The 19,599-nt window shown below is 35.1% G+C and carries 15 protein-coding genes; 9 read left to right on the top strand and 6 right to left on the bottom strand.

All coding sequences use genetic code 11. From position 1 onward, the window contains the following. Positions 1-92 precede the first annotated feature (92 nt). From BSF41_RS08875 to BSF41_RS08850, 6 genes are all read left to right on the top strand, one after another. Entirely contained in the window at positions 93-566 is a 474-nt protein-coding gene (locus BSF41_RS08875) for a Dps family protein (RefSeq protein WP_095929147.1), read from the top strand. A 9-nt stretch (positions 567-575) separates the two neighbouring features. Then, positions 576-1,244, top strand: coding sequence for a YoaK family protein (locus BSF41_RS08870; RefSeq protein ID WP_095929146.1), 669 nt, complete (start codon positions 576-578; stop codon positions 1,242-1,244). Between the two features lie 170 nt (positions 1,245-1,414). After that, entirely contained in the window at positions 1,415-2,776 is a 1,362-nt protein-coding gene (locus tag BSF41_RS08865) for a sigma-54 dependent transcriptional regulator (protein WP_095929145.1), read from the top strand. 301 nt (positions 2,777-3,077) lie between these two features. Continuing rightward, positions 3,078-3,368, top strand: a complete 291-nt coding sequence (locus tag BSF41_RS08860; RefSeq protein WP_095929144.1) for a GNAT family N-acetyltransferase — start codon at positions 3,078-3,080, stop codon at positions 3,366-3,368. Positions 3,369-3,540: 172 nt separating this feature from the next. After that, entirely contained in the window at positions 3,541-4,161 is a 621-nt protein-coding gene (locus tag BSF41_RS08855) for an alpha/beta hydrolase (RefSeq protein WP_095929143.1), read from the top strand. Further along, on the top strand, positions 4,161-4,514 hold the full coding sequence (locus BSF41_RS08850) for a hypothetical protein (RefSeq protein WP_095929142.1): 354 nt from the start codon (positions 4,161-4,163) through the stop codon (positions 4,512-4,514). The genes BSF41_RS08855 and BSF41_RS08850 overlap by 1 nt, the downstream gene beginning before the upstream one ends. Positions 4,515-4,727: 213 nt before the next feature. On the opposite strand, the gene BSF41_RS08845 is transcribed toward BSF41_RS08850, so the two are convergent. Next, positions 4,728-6,299: a sigma-54-dependent Fis family transcriptional regulator gene (locus BSF41_RS08845; protein WP_095929141.1), complete on the bottom strand. Its 1,572-nt coding sequence runs from the start codon at positions 6,297-6,299 to the stop codon at positions 4,728-4,730. 316 nt (positions 6,300-6,615) lie between these two features. Between BSF41_RS08845 and BSF41_RS08840 the strand changes: the two genes are divergently transcribed. The 3 genes from BSF41_RS08840 to BSF41_RS08830 all read left to right on the top strand — a co-directional run bounded on the left by BSF41_RS08840 (position 6,616) and on the right by BSF41_RS08830 (position 11,578). Next, complete coding sequence (locus BSF41_RS08840) at positions 6,616-7,554, top strand: ring-cleaving dioxygenase (RefSeq protein ID WP_095929140.1); 939 nt, start codon at positions 6,616-6,618, stop codon at positions 7,552-7,554. 232 nt (positions 7,555-7,786) lie between these two features. Next, positions 7,787-8,941, top strand: coding sequence for a DUF4291 domain-containing protein (locus BSF41_RS08835; RefSeq protein ID WP_095929139.1), 1,155 nt, complete (start codon positions 7,787-7,789; stop codon positions 8,939-8,941). 231 nt (positions 8,942-9,172) lie between these two features. Beyond that, entirely contained in the window at positions 9,173-11,578 is a 2,406-nt protein-coding gene (locus BSF41_RS08830; RefSeq protein WP_095929138.1) for a sensor histidine kinase, read from the top strand. Positions 11,579-11,582: 4 nt separating this feature from the next. On the opposite strand, the gene BSF41_RS08825 is transcribed toward BSF41_RS08830, so the two are convergent. From BSF41_RS08825 to BSF41_RS08805, 5 genes are all read right to left on the bottom strand, one after another. After that, positions 11,583-12,365, bottom strand: a complete 783-nt coding sequence (locus BSF41_RS08825) for a hypothetical protein (RefSeq protein ID WP_095929137.1) — start codon at positions 12,363-12,365, stop codon at positions 11,583-11,585. Positions 12,366-12,447: 82 nt separating this feature from the next. Beyond that, positions 12,448-13,857: an efflux transporter outer membrane subunit gene (locus tag BSF41_RS08820; protein ID WP_095929136.1), complete on the bottom strand. Its 1,410-nt coding sequence runs from the start codon at positions 13,855-13,857 to the stop codon at positions 12,448-12,450. A gap of 2 nt (positions 13,858-13,859) precedes the next feature. Continuing rightward, positions 13,860-17,015, bottom strand: a complete 3,156-nt coding sequence (locus tag BSF41_RS08815) for an efflux RND transporter permease subunit (RefSeq protein ID WP_095929135.1) — start codon at positions 17,013-17,015, stop codon at positions 13,860-13,862. 27 nt (positions 17,016-17,042) lie between these two features. Beyond that, positions 17,043-18,176: an efflux RND transporter periplasmic adaptor subunit gene (locus BSF41_RS08810; RefSeq protein WP_095929327.1), complete on the bottom strand. Its 1,134-nt coding sequence runs from the start codon at positions 18,174-18,176 to the stop codon at positions 17,043-17,045. A 667-nt stretch (positions 18,177-18,843) separates the two neighbouring features. After that, entirely contained in the window at positions 18,844-19,599 is a 756-nt protein-coding gene (locus tag BSF41_RS08805) for a LytTR family DNA-binding domain-containing protein (RefSeq protein WP_095929134.1), read from the bottom strand.

Here is a 19,599-nt window from a genome sequence, read left to right as displayed (position 1 = left end):
TTTTTTTCCAAAAACAAGAAAAATCTATGTTTCTATATGTTTAATTTAATTACCCTTAAACATAAATATTATTTACTAAACCTAATTTAAAAATGAAAACAAACATCGGAATTAAGCAAGATAACATCTCAAAAATCGTTGATGTATTAACTAAAATTCTTGCAGACGAATTCGTACTTTATACCAAAACAAAAAGAGCACACTGGAACGTTGAAGGCCCAGATTTCTACAACAAACACCTTTTCTTTGAACAGCAATACGACGCAATTGACGAAATTGTAGACACGGTTGCAGAAAGAATTAGAGCTTTAGGTCATTATGCTCCAGCGACTTTAAAAGATTTTTTAGCGCTGACACATTTAACAGAAGAATTAAAAGAGAAAAACGACAGTAATGGTTTTATCAAAGAATTGCTTTTAGATCACGAAAGCATTATTATTTATCTTCGAGAAAACATTAACCCTATTGCCAATGAATTGCAAGATGCTGGAACAAGCGATTTTATCACAGGTCTTGTAGAAAATCATGAAAAAATGGCGTGGATGCTTCGTGCACATTTAAACTAAAAACAAATTATGGAAATTCAACAAAAAAATATTTGGTACGTAACCCTGCTTCTCACCATAATAGCAGGGTATTGCGATACCGTCACTTTTGTCGCAGCCGATTCTATATTTTCGGCGCACGTAACAGGTAACTTTATCGTTTTTGCCTATCAGATTGTAAAAGGTTCAGACCTTCATGCTTGGGTAAAACTGCTTACTTTTCCTGTTTTCATTATTGCGGTAATTACAGGAGGAAGAATTGCGCTAAAGGCAACCAATCGCTACACTATTTTATTTTGGGAAGGTATAATATTGGTTTTAAGCGGTATTGCATCTTATGTTTTTGGCTATTTGCAAAACTTCGAACAATGGACCATGTATACAGTTGCTATGACAACAGTTTTTGCAATGGGGCTTCAGAATGCTTTTGGAAAACTTTATGCTAAAGAAACCTATGGACCAACCACTATGATGACAGGAAATGTGACTCAAGCTTCTCTTGATTTAGGAAGTTTATTAAAAAATGGGTTTAAAGATGCCGAAGTTCTTTTAAGTTTTAAAAAACAGTTTATAACCTTAATCGGATTTCTTGTTGGATGTTTTCTAGGAGCAGTTGCAGGAAAGTTTTTCGGATTAGGAACTTTAATTCTACCAGGAGCAGCCATGATTATTTGCTACTTATACTACCGAAAAAGCTAGTCAAACCTACATTTTCGGATTGCACATTTCTGATAATATAGTATCTTTAAAAAATGATTTTAGTTCCCTTTTCTCTGAAAGGGAATCCTAAAATCGATCCAAAAGAAATTTCTAAAAAACTCCAAATTCTTGGCTATTCCTGAAAATTCTGAAATTATACAAACAATGTAATGAAGGAGAAACTACTAATTGTTGAAGATGAATTTATAGTTGCAAATGATTTAAAAATCATGCTGCATAAAGCGGGTTATCAAGTTGTTGGCATTGCTGCCTCTGTAGCTCAGGCTCGAAAACTAATCGAAGAAAAAAGCCCTGACTGGATTCTGCTAGATATTATTTTAAAAGGCCAATTGACTGGAATTGATCTCGCTTGGGAACTTCGCCAAAAAAATCTGCCTTTTCTCTATATTTCAGCAAATACCAATCAAAGTACACTTGAAGCTGTAAAAGCTACACATCCGTACGGTTTTATGGTAAAGCCTTTTAGAGAAAAAGATCTTGTTGTAATGCTGGATATTGCCAGATATCGATTTAATCAAGAAAAAGAAGATTTGGCAGTAAAACATGCAAATCCAGAAACTCAAGAAATTCAAGGAATTATTGGTCAGAGTCCTCTCCTAAAAGAAGCCATTGAGAAAATAAAAATTGTAGCTCCAACTGAAACTTCTGTTTTAATTTTAGGCGAAAGCGGTACCGGAAAAGAAAGAGCAGCAAACGTCATACACGAACTTTCGGCACACAACTCACATCCGATTGTAGTGGTAAACTGCGCCGCTTTACCGCAATCTTTAATAGAATCTGAACTTTTTGGACACGAAAAAGGCGCTTTTACAGGAGCTAATGCCTTAAGAATCGGTAAATTTGAACAAGCCAATAACGGAACTATTTTTCTGGATGAAATTGGAGAATTACCGCTAGATTCTCAAGTTAAATTATTACGAGTTCTGCAAGAAAAAGAAATTCAGCGTCTTGGAGGCAATAAAACAATTAAAATTAATGTTCGAATTGTAGCGGCCACTAATAAAATTCTTGAAAAAGAAGTTGCAGAAGGCCGTTTTAGATTAGACTTATATTACAGACTAAATGTGTTTCCGATACAATTGCCTTCTTTAAGAGAACGAAAAGAAGATATTGAAATGCTTGCTACTTATTTTCTAAAAAAATATGCAGCCATTTCGAGAAGAAACGTAAACAGTATAAGCGCAAAAGCCTTAGAACAATTAAAAAATTACAGCTGGCCAGGAAATATACGCGAATTAGAACATTTGATTGAAAGAAATGTACTTCTCGCCAAAACAAACGAAATTGAAAAATTTGATTTATCTTCCATTGCCCCTATCGTGCCTTTAGAAATCGGTACAGACAAAATAAAGTCGATGGAAGAAATGGAAAAAGAACATATTATGAATGCGCTTCAAATGTGCAATGGCAAAGTTTCGGGTGTCGGTGGCGCTGCCGAACTTTTAAAACTACAACCGCAGACTTTGTATTCAAAAATGAAAAAATTAGGTATAAAACAAGGATATAATTAAAAATTTTAACCGCAGATTTAACTGCAGATTTAACCGCAGATTTAACCGCAAAGTTCGCTAAGGTTTACGCAAAGTACGCTAAGTTTTAATTAAAGATTAATTGAAAAATTTAAAGTTCGCAAAGGCTTTATTTAGACAAAGTTTTATCCGCACAAACCTTTGCGAACTCAATATTTAGATCTAGCTTAAGTTCTTAAAAAAAAATCTTAGCGAACTCTGCGTAAATTTTTTGCGTAATCAAAAAGTAAAAAACTTAGCGAACTTTGCGTTTAAATCCCACAAACCATTAAAAACCAAAAACATGGAAACAATAAAACTAGAATTAGACGAGAAAAAACATGGTGCTTTCAACCTTTATGTAGACGATAAAAAACTAGGAGAAATGACTGTAAGCATCAAACCAGATTTACTGACCGTTTACCACACAGGAGTTGAGCCAGAAGCAGAAGGAAAAGGCTATGCTAAGAAACTTTTAGAAGAAATGGTCTCTTACGTTCGTGCCAATAACCTGAAAGTTTTACCGCTTTGTCCTTACGTTCACGCGCAATTTAAAAGACATCCAGACGAATACGAAGATATCTGGAAGAAATAATTCTTGATAAAATGGTGTGAATTTTCTCTCGCAGATTTGGCAGATAATGCAGATTTTTAGCTGAAAAAAATTTACGCAGATTTTTTATAATCAACTTTAAAATCTGCTAAAATCTCTTTAAATCTGCGTGAAACATTAATTCGCTGTTCTAATAATTTAAAACAAAAAAACTATGAATACAGATATTTTAACAGATGGCATTCCTTTAAATGAAGCTAAAAAAGCCCTGATTCTAATTCACGGACGCGGTGCTAGCGCTCATGATATTCTTTCGATTGCAAAACACCTTAAGGTAGATGACTTTGCATTGGTTGCGCCTCAGGCAGAAAATAGAACTTGGTATCCGTATTCGTTTCTAGCTCCTTTAAACGAAAACGAACCATCCTTTTCAAAATCATTGGAAGCTATACATAAAGTTGTGGTCGCTATACAGCAAAACGGAATCGAAAAAGAGAATATTTATTTCTTAGGATTTTCTCAAGGCGCTTGTCTTGCTTTAGAATTCACTACAAGAAATGCAGCAAAATATGGTGGAATCGTAGCTTTCACGGGCGGATTAATTGGAGATCAAGTTTATGAAAATCATTATTCAGGAAACTTCGAAAATACACCTGTTTTTATCGGAACAAGCGATCCAGATTTTCACGTTCCTGTAGAAAGAGTTCATGCGACCGAAGCGCTTATGGAAAAAATGGGCGCAGATGTTACTAAAAAAATCTACCCAAATATGGGACATACGATCAGTCAAGACGAAATAAATTGTGCCAACGCATTAATTTTTAATAAAAAATAATGATTACGATAACTCGTGTTTACAGCGATGCCAATGGAGAAAGTCATTTTGAAGACTTTGAAGTTCCGTTAAAAAACAATGGCGATATCGGATTTTTATCTGACGATGAACCTGTCAAATCTATCGTTTTTAGAGAAGTTAGCCCTTCTTACGATTACGATTTTCATAATGCTCCAGATCGCCAATATATTGTTTTGCTGGAAGGAGGCGTAGAAATTGAAACTTCGTTAGGAGAAAAAAGGACATTCAATACGGGTTCTATTTTATTGGTAGAAGATACGACAGGAAAAGGTCACAAAACCAAAAATATGGAACCTAAACTTAGAAAATCTATTTTTATAAAGTTGGTTTAAAATAGTTTCAGGTTTCAGGTTCTGTCGAACTTTGTCAAAGTTGATATTTTTTTTAAACACATAGAAACATAGTTTATTCGATCTTGAAAAGACTTAAAAAAGAAACTAGTTTCTAACACATAGCGCTATGTGTATTTATGCAAGTGAAACGCCTTTTACACAAGCTAAAATCTATGTTTCTATGTGTTAAAACACTTTACACTTTCAAAAAAATCAATCCAAAAAATGTTCTTTTTTAATTCCGAGCTTCTTCATTCTAGAAGTCAATGTTGTAGACGGCAAACCGAGTAAAACAGCTGCGCCCTGCGGCCCCGAAATTCGTCCGTTGCATTTTTTTATCACTTTTAGAATGTGCTCCTTTTCTACTTCTTGAAGGGTTTTGGTATAAAAATCATTGACTAAAGTATCTGGGCTAGCCATTACAATTTCAGGAAAAATCATTTCTTTGATCTTTTCATCTTTGGCAAACAAGATGCTTCTTTCTACCATATTTTCTAGCTCACGCACATTTCCAGGCCATGCGTTAGTCATCATACTATTGAGTACTTTTTTAGAAAACCGTTTTACATTTCTCCCCATTTTTGTGGCATGCTTTTCCAAGAAAAAATGTCCCAAAACCGGAATATCTTCTTTACGGTCGCGTAAAGCAGGAAGCTTTATCGGATAAACATTCAATCGAAAATATAAATCACTTCTAAAACGGTCGCCATAAACTTCTTTTTCAAGTATTTTATTGGTTGCGGCAATAACTCTCGCATTCACTTTTATGCTTTTGTTTCCGCCAACCCTTTCAATTTCCTTTTCTTGTAAAACACGAAGCAGTTTACCTTGCAATTCTAATGGCAGCTCTCCTATTTCGTCTAGAAAAATGGTACTGTTTTCGGCTTGCTCAAATTTCCCGATTCTTTGTTCGGTTGCTCCTGTAAAAGCGCCTTTTTCATGACCGAATAATTCGCTTTCGATTAAGTTTTCAGGAATTGAAGCGCAATTTACCTTAATCATTTTTTGGTTGGAAACTTCAGATAAATTATGAATTGCACTTGCGACAAGTTCTTTTCCCGTTCCTGTTTCTCCCAAAATTAAAACCGTAGAATTTGAAGAGGCTCCTTGAGCAATCAATTCATAAACGTCTTTCATAGCGTCGCTAGTCCCTATAATTCCGTGAAAACCTTCCTTTTTTAGAATGTTTTTTTCTTTCTTTCCTAAAATATGCTGCTGCAATAATTGCAACTCGGCTAGCGTATTTTCATTTTGCTGAGTCAGCATAATGTTTCTCACCGTAATAGAAAGCTGCATCACAATTCCTCTCAAAACGCGATTCGATTCTCTGCTGAAAGTTTTAGCATTTTTAAAAAAAAGAAAAAGCACATTTCGATTTCCTTTTATATAAGGAAGCCCAATTCCGAATGCATTTTTAGAGCCTCTTTTATAAATGTTCTGAATATAATCTGGATGTTTTGAATTTGACAAATCGAAAGAAACTACATCAGCAAAATTAAGGCAATCATCAAAAAAGCCATCATTTATAGCATAACTTTTTGAATCTACATATTGATCTGTTGAATGAAAAATGAAATAATCTCCTTTGCTTTCATCAGAAGAAGCCAAAATAAAATCATCAAATTGAAAGTTCTCTTTTAATATTCCGTTTACAACAGATTCTAGTTCCTTTTTGTTTAAAGCCCGAGAAAGTGCTGTACAAATAGACATAATATTCATTTGTTCATTTTCTCTTTCCTGCAATCGGTTTATTACGATCGCAGCTTTATCTAAAGGCTTTTCCATAAACGGTATTTATTGTGGTATTTTGGCGGTGATAGCGTAAAAATAAGGAATAGCATTTAGTAAACAAGTATAGATTTTCTAAATATGCCATTTTTAAATCATAAAATTACGATATATCGTAGGTTCTAAAATCTGATACTTCTCCGAAAGCCTTGTTTTCAAAGCCTTTATTAAATCGGAATGTTATTTGGTTTGCTTTTGATGTTTTCAAAAAATAGTGCGTTTTTATTTCTTAATCTAGGTTAATCGATGCAGAAGCATAACCGCCGTAAATTTGTAAAAGAAAAATCAATAACAATTTAATATAAAAAATACCATGGAAAATAAAATTTTAGGCTTACACCATATTACTGCAATTGCAGGTGACGCTAAACGCAATTTTGACTTTTATTCAAAAATTTTAGGATTAAGATTCATTAAAAAAACAGTGAACTTTGACGATCCAGGAACGTATCACTTTTACTTTGGTGACGAAGTAGGAAGCGCAGGAACTATCTTAACCTTTTTCCCTTGGGGAGCAGGAATTCAGCAAGGAAGAAAAGGTTCTGGAATGGCAACTGAAATTGGATATTCTGTTCCTAAAGGAAGTCTTGATTTCTGGCAAAAACGTTTCGAAAAATACAACGTAATTTACAATAAACCAGCTGAAAAGTTTGGTGAAAAATATTTGACTTTCTTAGATCCAGACGGATTAAAATTGGAGTTAATCGAATCTAAAACAGACGATAACAGAAAAGCGTGGGAAACTGACGAAGTAAAAGCAGATGTGGCTACAAAAGGTTTTCATAACATTACTTTGACTTTAAACAACGTTAAACCAACTGCGGCTATCTTAACTGATATTTTTGGTTATAAATTGATTGACCAAGACGTAAACCGTTACCGTTATGCTACAGATGCTGTAGAAAATGCGGCAATTGTAGACTTGGTAGAATTACCTGAAGAAAAACGCGGTTTAAATGCAAACGGAACTGTGCACCACGTTGCTTTCCGTGTACCAAACGATGAAATTTTAATGAAATTCAGAGAAAAAATCGAAGATTACGGTTTGCAGATTACTCCGCAAATTGACAGACAATATTTCCACTCTCTATATTTCAGAGAACCAGGTGGAGTTTTGTTTGAAATTGCAACAGATAACCCTGGATTTACAGTAGACGAAAGCTTAGAAGAATTAGGTCAAAACTTAAAACTTCCAGCTCAATATGAGTCTCAAAGAGCTGCTATTGAAGAGCATTTGGTTAAAATTAATTAATTTAAATACTAAATTGGGTTCATCCCGAATAACACAACTATATTTTGAAAAAGCTATCCTATTTAGGGTGGCTTTTTTTGTTTGGGGAATTAAAGTTTTTTTATTTTTTATTAAGAAAACATTCTATATTTGGAGGGAAAGTGGACAAAAATAAACTTTATGGCATATCAAATGATCACAAAATATAAGATTTTGATGAACTTGATATGCAATTGTATTAATCGTAATAAAAATGAACCTAAAGACAATCCAACATCACCGATATGAGAAAGGACTTCCCCAAGAAGGAAATTTTATACTTGGACAAAAAAATGGATCCAATATTTTTGTCTATCAGGCATTCAATGATAGCATTGCAGACTATGCTATAAAAAATCAAAAATTCGGAGGAACAGATTACAGCTTCGAGAGAATGACTTGGATAAAGCCTAATTTTTTGTGGATGATGTACAGAAGTGATTGGGCTGAAAAAGATAATAACCAAAGCCGCATTTTAGCTATCGAGATGACTTTTGAAGGTTTCGAAGAACTTCTCGCTAATGGTGTTTTGACAAGCTACGACAAATCATACGGAGATGAATCAACATGGCGAGAAAATCTAAGCAACAGCAATGTAAGGATTCAATGGGATCCAGACCACAATTTTAAAGGAGAAAAGCTAAGACGCAGAGCCGTTCAAATCGGAATTAAAAATGAGGCATTACAAAAATTCAATAACGAGTTCATAAAATCAATTCAAGATATTACCTCTTTTGTAAAAGAACAAAAAACGAAAATTGATAGCGGTGACGAATGGTTTTATGTAATGAATGAATCCATAATTGAAGTCAACAGCGCTTTAAAAGAGAAATTTTCAATTCCTGAAGTTTTTCGTACACCATTTGTAGAAGGAATAATTTCAGAATTTAACACTACAAAGACAATCACCCAAGCCAATTTTGAGAAATTGTTAATTGACAGTGATGAACCTGAAAGAGCTGAATTTGTTGGTTATGTGAAAAATTACAAAAATACCGAACTGTCAAGATATCTATTAAAAACTGCTATTGCGTACAGAAGAGATGATGAATTAGGAGTATTTGATTGTATGTGCGAAGACCTTTTAATGTTTAGTTACTTTGCTAGCAAAAACAAAGATGCAATTGATCTTCATTTAATTTTAGAAGCTAAAATGGTTGATTTTGACACTTGGTGTGGATTTGATGGTGAAATGATTTTTTATCCATTGGGTCTTCAACCAACAAAAGAGTACATAGCAGCGAATAAGGATTTTCTGGTAGAAAATGTTGAAGGCTTTGCGCCCCAAACAGCCGACTATTTTATTGAATCTTTTAGTGAAGAATATGTGTATAAAGAAATCCATAGTAGAGCGTTTTGGTATTTTTGATCAAAAAACATGTAACAAAAAAGCCATGCAAGAATTACAATTTAAAAAGAAATAAGTGCATTCGCTCAAAAAGTATATGAAATGATTATAAAAAAAGCTGTCTACATTCTAGACAGCTTTTTTATAATCGTTTCATCACATAATTCTTCTTCGGAGCAATAAATTATCAATAAAAATGTTTTTTAAACACTTTTAAATCCCTTAGTTTTACTCCTCCAAACAATCCTAAACATGAAAAAAGTAATTTTCTTACTTTTACTAACTTTCTTTACCACAACCACTTTTAGCCAAAATGAATCCAATAAACTTAAGCTTAAGAAAGATAGATTGATGCTGCATAATGTCGCTATTTATCTTCGGAACGTTAATCAAGGTTCGATAGATATTGACAGCGCGATGATTTTGGCTAGCAAAGCGCACAAACTTCCGTACACGCTTGCCAATGATGAAGGTTTTAATGATGGGTCTAACTTTCCGGGAAACAATTTAATTACCAATAATTACGCCCGCGGAGCAGAATTGCTATTGCCAAGATTAAATACAGTCGATCAAATTAGACTGTCCTTGCAAATTGGGAGTTTTTATCTTTTTAAAGCTGGCGCAAAAAAAGATGATCTAAAAAATGCGCTTTTGTATATTAACAAAGCCCAAAAACTGGCAGAAAAATCCAAAATTCAAAAGTGGCATTTTCAATCTAAATATCTTCTTGCCAAATATTATTACCAAGCAGACAAACCACAACTGAGCAGCACCATTTTTTCGCAACTAGTTAATGCCGCAAGAAAAACACAAGACGAAAAAATATTAGCAGAAGCTATTGACAATCAAGGCACGTTTATGCCCGATAGCAACAAAGAAAAAGCAGTTATTTTAGCTGAGGCTTTGGCTATTTATAAAAAATTAGGCAACAAAGAAAAAGAGCTTGAAACCTATATGAAAATAATTCCGGTTCATTTTTGGACTGGTAAAATGAAATTGGCCAAACAAGAACTCCTTATAAGTCTTAATCTTCAGAAAAAAATTGGTTTTCTATACACACAATATACCGAAACGACTATTTCGTATATCGATTTATTCAACAATAATTTTAAAGATGCGCTATATTACGCTTTAAGGAGCGTTAGCTCGATGGAGAAAACAAAAGATTATGCTTTTGCAGATAGTTTTTATATACGCCTCGGCAATATTTACAACAGCACGGGCTATTATGATGATGCCATTAAATTTTATCAGAAAGGAATTGAGTACAATCAAAGAGAAATTAATGCGGGGACTTGGTACAAAAGTTTTTTTGGTTCTGTAAGGGCATTAATGGATAATTCTAAATATTCAGAAGCATTAAAATATCTGGAAAGCAACTCTAAAAAATACCCTCCAAAAAATGATTTAGACAATATGATTCTAAATCAGCTTAAGGCGCGCTGTTATGAAGAATTAGGAAAGTTGAAAGAAGCAGAAGCTTGTTATGAAAAACTTGATTTTTTTGCAAAAAAACTAAATTCAGCAGAAACACTCAAAGATGTCGCGACCTGTACTTCGATTATGGCGCTGTTTTATGTCAAAATTAATAAACCTCAAAAAGCAGAAGAAATAACCAATCGCATTCTTGCTACAACTCATAATACAGAGGGTTTTAACCGTTATGTTTTGGAACTTACTTTATTCAAAATTGACTCCGTAAACGGAAAATATTTTTCTGCGATCGAACACATGAGAAACTATACTCGAATTCAAGATTCGATGGATAACATGCGTAAAAACCTTGATTATGAAAATTTGAAATTCAAGTTTGAAACAAGTGCCAAAATACAAAATATAAAATCTTTAAAACAGCAGACCGATCTTCAGAAACGTGAATTGCATTCTTCCAAACTTTTAAATACAATTTCTATAAGCAGTTTATTTTTATTGCTGATTATCATTATTTTATTGTACAACAGAGCCAAAATAAAACAGCGCAGCACGAGCCGTCTTCAATTAAAAGAAAAAGAAATTAAGCTTAAAAATGTAAAATTGGAGCGTTTGGTTGAAGAAAAAGAATGGCTTTTGAAAGAAATTCATCATCGGGTAAAAAACAATCTTCAAACCATCATTAGTCTGCTTAATTCTCAATCTTCTTATTTAAAAGATGATTTGGCGATTTCTACCATAAAAAACAGCCAAAACAGAATTTATGCCATGTCATTGATTCATCAAAAATTATATAAGGAAGACAATGTTTCTATGATTGATATGCCCGATTACTGCAATGAATTGGTTGAGTATCTAAAAGAGTCTTTCAATGCAGAATACATTCATTTTGAAGTTCAAATTGATGCAATAGAATTGGATATTTCGCAAGCAATTGCATTGGGTTTAATTATCAACGAAGTAATCACCAATTCGATAAAATATGCTTTTAAAGATAGGCAAAATTGCATTATTAGGCTTTCTTTATCTGAGATTTCAGAAAACTGCTATAAGTTGTTTATTTCTGATAATGGAATCGGCATACAGGATATCGTAGAATTGCAAAATAGCAATTCGTTCGGAATGACACTTATAAACGGCTTAAGCAATACGCTTGAAGGAGATTTAGCTATTAAAAATGAAAATGGACTTAGCTTTGAGTTAGTATTTAAAAAGGAATTTAGATAAAAAACTACTCTTCGGCGCCCATTAATTCTATTTTAGCCATAATTAATGCAAGATTATTTTCTAAAGTAATCTTGCCATCACGCCATTCTTTTTTATTAGATCCTCTTGAAATTCTAAAAATGAAATCGCCTGTAAAAATGTAGCCAGAAGTTTCTCTTAAACCTGTTTTGGTTATTCTTTTCTGCGCTTCTCTCAAATCGATTTTTATTTCATTTTCATTTTTAAAGACGATTGTATCCAAACCATCAAGACCTTTTCTAAATTCATGTCCGCGATATTGAATCAGTTTGATTAAAGCATTCATAAACAGCAAAGCCCGATTCAAGTTTTCTTTAGAAACATTTAAATCTAAAATCTCCAATTTATCTGGCTGAATATCTTGATTTAAAGTTTTGTCTTTCCAATATTGCTTGGTTGCCGTAATAACCTCAAACGGATTTTCTAGCTTATCGCTAATGGTCAACGGAGCATCGACATCGTTCTTTATACTTTGAGCCAAATCAAGCAAAGGTGTAGATTTTGAAGGAACTCGAAGTTGCATTTCGTACGTCTTTTTCAAAATGGCAATTTCATTATTTCCTTTAAAATCCAATGAAAGTTGAGGAACATTTTTCCTCTTATATGCGGGTCCAATCCAGTGTCTGCTTTTAGGAAGCGGAATATTCATTTTTTCGCAAGCATTTTTAATTCCCATACTAGAAACTTCATAATGTTTTGCAATCTGCGGAATTGGAAATTTCCAAACCAAGCTATAAAGTTCTGATCGGGTAAAAGTAATTTTGTCCATAAATCAGATAAAATCAATTCAAAAGAAAATTCACCATCTCTATAATTTCTTATAGTAATGGTGAATTAAGAAAAATTAAGTACTACTCTACTCCGCCTCCTAAAGCACGGTACAGGTTAATTGCTGCATTCAGTTTTTCGAGTTTTATGGTTACCAGATCCAATTCGTTTTGAAGCGAACTGTTCTGCGCTGCGATTACTTCAAGATAATTGGCCATTCCGCTCTTATAAAGTAGAGAAGCATCTGAAGTTGCTTTATCTAGAGATTCTGCTTTATCTTTTGCTAAAACAATACGTTCGTCTGCATATTTCAATCTAGACATGGCATCATTTACTTCGCCAACTGCTGTTATAAATGACTGTTTGAATTGTACAACCGCTTTTTCTTGTTCTAAAACTGCTACTTCATAAGCTGTTCGCAAGGCTTTTTTTCTAAAAATGGGCTGTGCTAAATTTGCCGCAATTGTTTTGGTAACAGAACCTGGAAAATTAAACCAGTTTTCAAATTCAAAAGAGTTCAAACCAATCGACGGACTCAGACTTAAAGTCGGATACATCGTTGCTTTTGCTAATCCCGTTTTAGCATTGGCAGACATTACCGCATATTCGCTCGCTTTTACATCTGGCCTTCTGCTTAAAAGTGAAGCTGGAATTCCTGTTGGAAAAAGTACCGAAACTTCGGCAGCATCAATATTTCCAGCTCTTTCAATCTTATCTGGATATTGTCCGCATAAAATCTGCAAAGCATTTTCCTGAACTGCAATATTCGCTTTCGCTAAAGGCACTAGCAATTCGGCCGTTTTTTTCTGAGCCTCAGTTTGGTTTACTGCCAAAGAACTAATAGAACCCGATTTGTATTGCAATTGCATCATGCTCAAAGTATTCGTGCTCAACTCGATGTTTTTTTCTGCAATTTTCAGCTGTTCATCTAAACCTAAAAGATTATAATAAGACTGCGCTACCTGAACAATAATTCGAGTCTTTAATGCTGAAAGGTTTTCTTTTTGAGCAAAATAGGCCGCTTTAGCATCTCTTTTCTGCATGGCTGCCTTTCCCCAAATATCGACTTCCCAAGAAAGACGAAGATTAGCGCTATAGTCATCCATATAATCTTTACCAATAAACTGTTGACTCAAAGATCCATTCAAAGAATTTTTTGATGGATAAGAACGGCTCGCTCCAGCATCGAAATCTAGTGTGGGTAATAACGATAATTTGGCTTGTTTATAACTGAGGTCGAGCTGTTCCATACTTTTCATAGCAATGATAACTTCATTGTTTTTGATTAAAGCTTTTTCAATCAAAGCAACCAGCAAAGGATCTTTGTAATAGTTTTTCCACGGAAGCAAAACTGTATCTCCAGTAACCGCGACTTCTTCGCGGTACTTTTCTGGAGCATTTAAATCTGTACGAGAATATTTTTTGCCTACCACACACGATGTCATGATCGATCCGGTAAGTAAAACCATTCCGATTTTATATAATGTTTTCATTCTTATTCTTTTATCGTTTGAACTTGAGTTGCGATCTTTTTTCTAGATACTTTTTCCTGTAAATATTGAAATACAATGAAAAGTAACGGAATCACAAAAACGCCCAGTACAACACCGCTAAACATTCCGACAGCCGCACTCACACTGATTGATCGGTTTCCAACTGCAGTTCCTCCAGAAGCAAACATTAGCGGAATCATACCGACAATAAAAGCTAGCGAAGTCATGATAATTGGTCGTAATCTTGATCGTGAACCTTCAATTGCAGCTTCAACTATCGTTAATCCGGCAAGACGTCTCTGCAAAGCAAACTCCACAATCAAAATGGCATTTTTAGCTAGAAGTCCGACAAGCATGATTAATCCAACCTGAACATAAATATTGTTATCTAAACCAACCGCTTTAATTCCCGCGAAAGCGCCTAAAATTCCTGTAGGTATAGAAAGCAATACGGCAAGCGGCAATAAATAACTTTCGTATTGAGCAGCAAGCAGGAAGAATACAAACAATAAACACAACCCAAAAATGGCAACTGTCTGGCTTCCTCCTGCTTTTTCCTCCAAACTTAAACCTGTCCATTCGTACGTATAATCAGATGGAAGTTTATCTAAAACTTGTTCCAAATTTCCCATAATTTGTCCGTTACTATAACCTGGCAATGCCATCGCTGTAATGTTCACCGAATTATAAAGGTTATAACGGTTTACCGATTCTGGTCCGTACACTTTATGGAACTTCACAATTGATTTTACTGGAACCATTTGCATATCGGCATTTCTTACGAAAATTTCATTAAATGCATCTTCATCCATTCTAAAAATACCATCCGCTTTTACATTCACACGGTAAAACTTACCAAATCTCGAAAAGTCAGCTGATTGATCTCCTGCAAAATACGTCTGGATATTTCCTAAAAGTTCCTTGATATTTACGCCCATTTGCCGTGCTTTGTCTTCGTCAACTTCCAATTCCAATTGCGGATAATCGGCTCTAAAAGTCGTGTAAGCGTATTGAACTCCAGGTTGCTGCATAATCTGTCCGATTACTTTATCAGACATAGCTTTTAAAGTTTCTGGACTTCTCGCCATTCTGTCCTGCAACACGATTTCAGCACCACTTGTTACCCCAAAACCTTCAACTGGAGGCATTCTGAAAACCATAATCTGACCTTCTTTAATTTTAGCCAGTTTTCCGCTTACGATATTCATGATTTCCTCAATATCCTTAACCGCTCCCCTGTCTTTCTTTGGCTTAAGTTTAATAAAACCTAATCCATAAGCCGGGCTGGCACTATTACTCAAAATATTGAATCCTGTAATACTCGTATTTACATCAATCGCTTCTATTGGAGCCAATTCTTTTTCTAATTTCTGAATTACTGCTGTTGTACGATCAAGTGCCGTTCCTGGTGGCATTGATAAACTGTACACCATGAAACCATCATCTTCTAGAGGCACAAAACTTTTTGGTGTTGATGTCATCATGTACACGGCAAGTGCTGTAATTCCAGCCACTAAACCAGCCGCAATCCATTTTCTTCCAATTAAAAAACGCACACCCTTAATATATCTTCCCGTTAAATTGTTGAAACTTGTATTGAATCCAACGAAAAAACGGTCTTTAAAAGTAGTTTTGTGCTCGTGATCACCATGTTTAGATCCGTGATTCTTTAGCAGAAGCGCACATAATGCAGGCGTTAATGTTAAAGCATTTACAGCCGAAATAATAATCGCAATAGCCAGCGTATAAGCAAATTGTTTATAGAAAATCCCCGAAGATCCTGTCATAAATCCAATCGGAATAAATACCGCCGACATTACCAGAGTAATCGAAATTACCGCTCCCGTAATTTCTGCCATGGCGCTGTGTGTTGCTTCTTTGGCCGAAATTCCTTCGTCTTCTTCCATTTTACTGTGCACGGCTTCGACGACCACAATCGCATCATCGACCACAATTCCGATCGCCAATACCAAAGCAAAAAGCGTTAAGATGTTAATCGTAAATCCGAAAACGAGCAGGAAGAAAAATGTTCCCACAATCGCGACCGGAACCGCAATAGCCGGAATAATCGTCGAGCGAATGTCTTGAAGGAAAATGAATACTACAATAAATACCAGAATAAAAGCTTCAAAAAGAGTCGATTTTACCTGACCTGTGGCTTCATCCAATCTTTCTTTGGTACTCATTACGTTAACGTATTTGATACCTGGAGGAAAAGATTTAGACAATCGTTCTACTTCTTTGTTGATTCCGATTTCGATATCATTAGCATTTGAACCCGAAGTTTGTAAAATGGCCATTGTAACGGCGTTTTTACTATTCGATTTATTGTCACCGCTGTACGAAATAGAACCAAATTCTACTCTCGCTACATCTTTAAGTCTTAAAACATTACTTCCGACATTCTTAACCACAATATTTTCATATTGCTCTGGTTTGTTCTTTTTTCCTTTATAACGAATTACATATTCTAATGCCGCTGAAGATTCTTCTCCCAATTTACCTGGAGCAGACTCTAAACTCTGTTCTGCAATGGCCTGAGTTACATCTGACGGAACCAAACCTGCATTGGCCATTTTACGAGGATCCAGCCAAATTCTCATCGAATAATCTTTTACCCCAAAAATCTGAACTTGCCCTACTCCAGGAACACGTTTCATTTGAGGCACTAAGTTGATATTGGCGTAATTCTGCAAAAACAACTCATCATATTTGCTATTATCATCTGTATATAAGTTGAAGATAACAATCATACTATTTTGCTGTTTTGAAGTTGTTAATCCCATACGGATAACTTCCTGAGGCAATTTTGGAGTGGCTTGCTGCACTCTGTTCTGTACGTTTACTGCAGCCTGATCTGGGTCTACACCTTGTTTGAAAATGACACTGATAGAGAAAGATCCGTCATTACTTGCGGTAGATTTAATGTACTGCATATTTTCAACTCCGTTAATCTGCTCTTCTAAAGGCGTTACTACCGAACGGATAACGGTTTCACTGTTTCCCCCTGGATATGAACCGCTTACCATAACTGTTGGTGGTGAAATATCTGGGAATCGCGTTACCGATAATCGGGTAAGACCTATAATCCCCAGTATAACTAGTACAATAGAGATAACTGTGGCCAATACTGGCCTGTCTATTATTTTCTTTAACATGGAAATGTTATTTTATTAAATGAAAAATTATTTACTGCTTGCGTTTTTAGCAGCGATTTTTGGAACGACTTCCATGCCATCATAAAGTACATCGATGTTATTGAGCGCCACTTTATCTCCAGGTTTTAATCCAGATTTTACAAAATAATTTGCTCCAGCGCTTCCTGCAATTTCAATGGGAACCATGCCTACTTTGTTTCCTTCTTTTAAAACAAAAACAAAAAATTTATCTTGAATGTCTTTTACGCTCGCCATTGGAACTGTAATGACAGATGACAAGCTTTTATTCAAGACAATTCTTGCAGAACCTCCAGAACGCAATATCTTTTTCGGATTTGGAAAAATAGCTTTTAAAGCAATTGTTCCTGTTGCACGATCGATGTTTCCGCTGGCCACTTCTAGTTTTCCTTTTTGATCGTATTCGCTGTCATCTGCCATAATTAAACTTACGGTCTGATTGTTTTTTGCGTCTTTCGAAAAAGCCAAATAATCTGCTTCTGTTAAAGAGAAATAAACAAATACGCTGTTAATCTCTGAAAGTGTCGTTAACGGAACGGCATCATTTGGCGTAACCAAATTTCCAATACGGTTTGGAATACGGCTAATATAGCCGCTTACAGGAGCTTTAATCAAAGAGAAATCGGCATTTAACTGAGATGATCCTAAAGCGGCTTTAGCCTGTGCTACCTGTGCAGTCGCGGCTTCGTAATTGGCTTGTGCTGTTTTTAACTGCATGTCTGAGAAAACTTTTCCTTCAACCAAAGGTTTGATTTTCTCTACTTCTAGTTTTGCATTGGCCTGATTAGCCAAAGCGCTTTTGTAAGCTGCACGACTGTTATTTACTTGTTCGGCGTAAACATCACCTTTTATTTTAAAAAGGGATTGTCCTTTGGTTACATAGTCTCCTTCTTTAACATAAATTGCTTCTAGATAACCTGATACCTGAGCTTTTATGTCAACGTTTACAGTACCTTCGACTGTTCCTGGATATTTCTTTTCTACTTCTCCTGTTGCCGAATTAGTCTGAAGAAAATCTACTTCTGGCTTTGGAGGAGCCATTTGTGCCTCTCCGCTTTTTCCGCATGAAGAAAGGGAAAGGGTTATTAATAAAATTGCAATCTTGCCAATTGCTTTATTATTTTTAAAAAACTGTTTTGTCATTTTACTTTTCATTTTTAAATGAATTACCTCAAATTTGGGCGCAAAATAACAGCGTAAAACCCGTTTTTTAGGGAAGAAATTTACCCAAACGACATTTTTTGACACCGAAACGGATATTCTTTTTTAAGGTGCTAAGTGGCTAAGATGCTAAGGTTCTAAGTTTTTTTCTGCCATGAAGACACTAAGGCGAAAAGTTTTTTTAAGAATAATTGAAAAGAATCTCGCAAAGTCGCTGAGACGCGAAGTTTTTTATGCCACGAATTCACGAATTTCTCTAATTGAATTCTTGTGTGAAATACTGCAGATAATTTCTCGAATTTTTATCGCCAAGTTGGTAAAACGCAACGTTTGTCATTTCGACGAAGGAGAAATCTCCGCGAGAAACTCTACAAAGATTGGCAATAGATTGCGGAGCTACTTGTGGAGATTTCTCCTTCGTCGAAATGACAAAAATGAGAGCAAAACATCATAAACACAGGAAAAAATTAGCGGAAATTCGTGGAATTTGTAGCAAAAAAAAATCGCATCTTCGTATCAAAAAAATTCGTGAATTCGTGGCGAAAAAAAACTTCGCGTCTTAGTGCCTTCGTGGCAAAATTCGTGACAAAAATTCGTGGCAAAACAAAAAACCTCAGAATCTTAGCATCTCAGAACCTTAGCGCCTTCACTAGCGATCCATCCACTGTTTAAAGAAAGGCGTTTTTTCCCTGCTGATGATTACTTCGCGTTCGGGGTCGAGTTTTAGTTGGATTTTGAGTTTTGCGTTGAAGTAGTTCGCAATAGATTTGATGCTTTCGGCACGAATGAAAAACTGACGGTTGGCACGAAAAAAGAGATTAGGATCTAATTCCTGTTCCAGTTCTTCCATGGTTTGCGGAATGGATATAATTACGCCCGATTTTAGGAATAAATTACTGGTTTTAAACTCCGAATATATAAAGTCGATATCGGAAACGTCTACGCTTTTATAACCGTCACGATAGGTTACTAAAAAGCGCATTCTGAAAACTGGTTTTTCAATCAGTTCTTTTAGAATTCCGGCGATATTGGTCACGCTGGTTTCGTTTTTATTTAAAGATTTAAATTTGCTTAAGGCAAACTCCAATTCGTTCTTTTCGATAGGTTTCATCAAATAATCGATGCTGTTTACCTTAAAAGCACGAATCGCATATTCGTCGTATGCTGTAGTAAAAATTACAGGGCAAGTGATAGTAATTTCGTCAAAAATGGCAAAACTCAATCCGTCTGCTAAACGAATATCCATTGTAATCAAATCTGGACAAGGGTTGGATTTTAACCATTCGACTGTATCCACAACAGTATCAATGATTCCTAAAATCTCACAGTTAGGTTCCAGTTCTTCGAGCAGCCTTTTTAATCGGCTTGCGTTAATACTTTCATCTTCTACAATTAAAATTTTCAT

Source organism: Flavobacterium sp. ACN2 (assembly GCF_002303885.1).
In the GTDB taxonomy this organism is placed as follows: Bacteria; Bacteroidota; Bacteroidia; order Flavobacteriales; family Flavobacteriaceae; genus Flavobacterium.
The sequence above is the reverse complement of the archived record's forward strand: the minus strand, read 5'-3'. Positions and strand labels throughout refer to the sequence as shown.

What these genes read in the sequence shown, in the direction of transcription:
- BSF41_RS08875 (WP_095929147.1), top strand. Translation starts at nt 93, where the DNA reads ATGAAAACAAACATCGGAATTAAGCAAGATAACATCTCAAAAATCGTT.
- BSF41_RS08870 (WP_095929146.1), top strand. Translation starts at nt 576, where the DNA reads ATGGAAATTCAACAAAAAAATATTTGGTACGTAACCCTGCTTCTCACC.
- BSF41_RS08865 (WP_095929145.1), top strand. Translation starts at nt 1,415, where the DNA reads ATGAAGGAGAAACTACTAATTGTTGAAGATGAATTTATAGTTGCAAAT.
- BSF41_RS08860 (WP_095929144.1), top strand. Translation starts at nt 3,078, where the DNA reads ATGGAAACAATAAAACTAGAATTAGACGAGAAAAAACATGGTGCTTTC.
- BSF41_RS08855 (WP_095929143.1), top strand. Translation starts at nt 3,541, where the DNA reads ATGAATACAGATATTTTAACAGATGGCATTCCTTTAAATGAAGCTAAA.
- BSF41_RS08850 (WP_095929142.1), top strand. Translation starts at nt 4,161, where the DNA reads ATGATTACGATAACTCGTGTTTACAGCGATGCCAATGGAGAAAGTCAT.
- BSF41_RS08845 (WP_095929141.1), bottom strand. Translation starts at nt 6,299, where the DNA reads ATGGAAAAGCCTTTAGATAAAGCTGCGATCGTAATAAACCGATTGCAG.
- BSF41_RS08840 (WP_095929140.1), top strand. Translation starts at nt 6,616, where the DNA reads ATGGAAAATAAAATTTTAGGCTTACACCATATTACTGCAATTGCAGGT.
- BSF41_RS08835 (WP_095929139.1), top strand. Translation starts at nt 7,787, where the DNA reads ATGAACCTAAAGACAATCCAACATCACCGATATGAGAAAGGACTTCCC.
- BSF41_RS08830 (WP_095929138.1), top strand. Translation starts at nt 9,173, where the DNA reads ATGAAAAAAGTAATTTTCTTACTTTTACTAACTTTCTTTACCACAACC.
- BSF41_RS08825 (WP_095929137.1), bottom strand. Translation starts at nt 12,365, where the DNA reads ATGGACAAAATTACTTTTACCCGATCAGAACTTTATAGCTTGGTTTGG.
- BSF41_RS08820 (WP_095929136.1), bottom strand. Translation starts at nt 13,857, where the DNA reads ATGAAAACATTATATAAAATCGGAATGGTTTTACTTACCGGATCGATC.
- BSF41_RS08815 (WP_095929135.1), bottom strand. Translation starts at nt 17,015, where the DNA reads ATGTTAAAGAAAATAATAGACAGGCCAGTATTGGCCACAGTTATCTCT.
- BSF41_RS08810 (WP_095929327.1), bottom strand. Translation starts at nt 18,176, where the DNA reads ATGACAAAACAGTTTTTTAAAAATAATAAAGCAATTGGCAAGATTGCA.
- BSF41_RS08805 (WP_095929134.1), bottom strand. Translation starts at nt 19,599, where the DNA reads ATGAAAATTTTAATTGTAGAAGATGAAAGTATTAACGCAAGCCGATTA.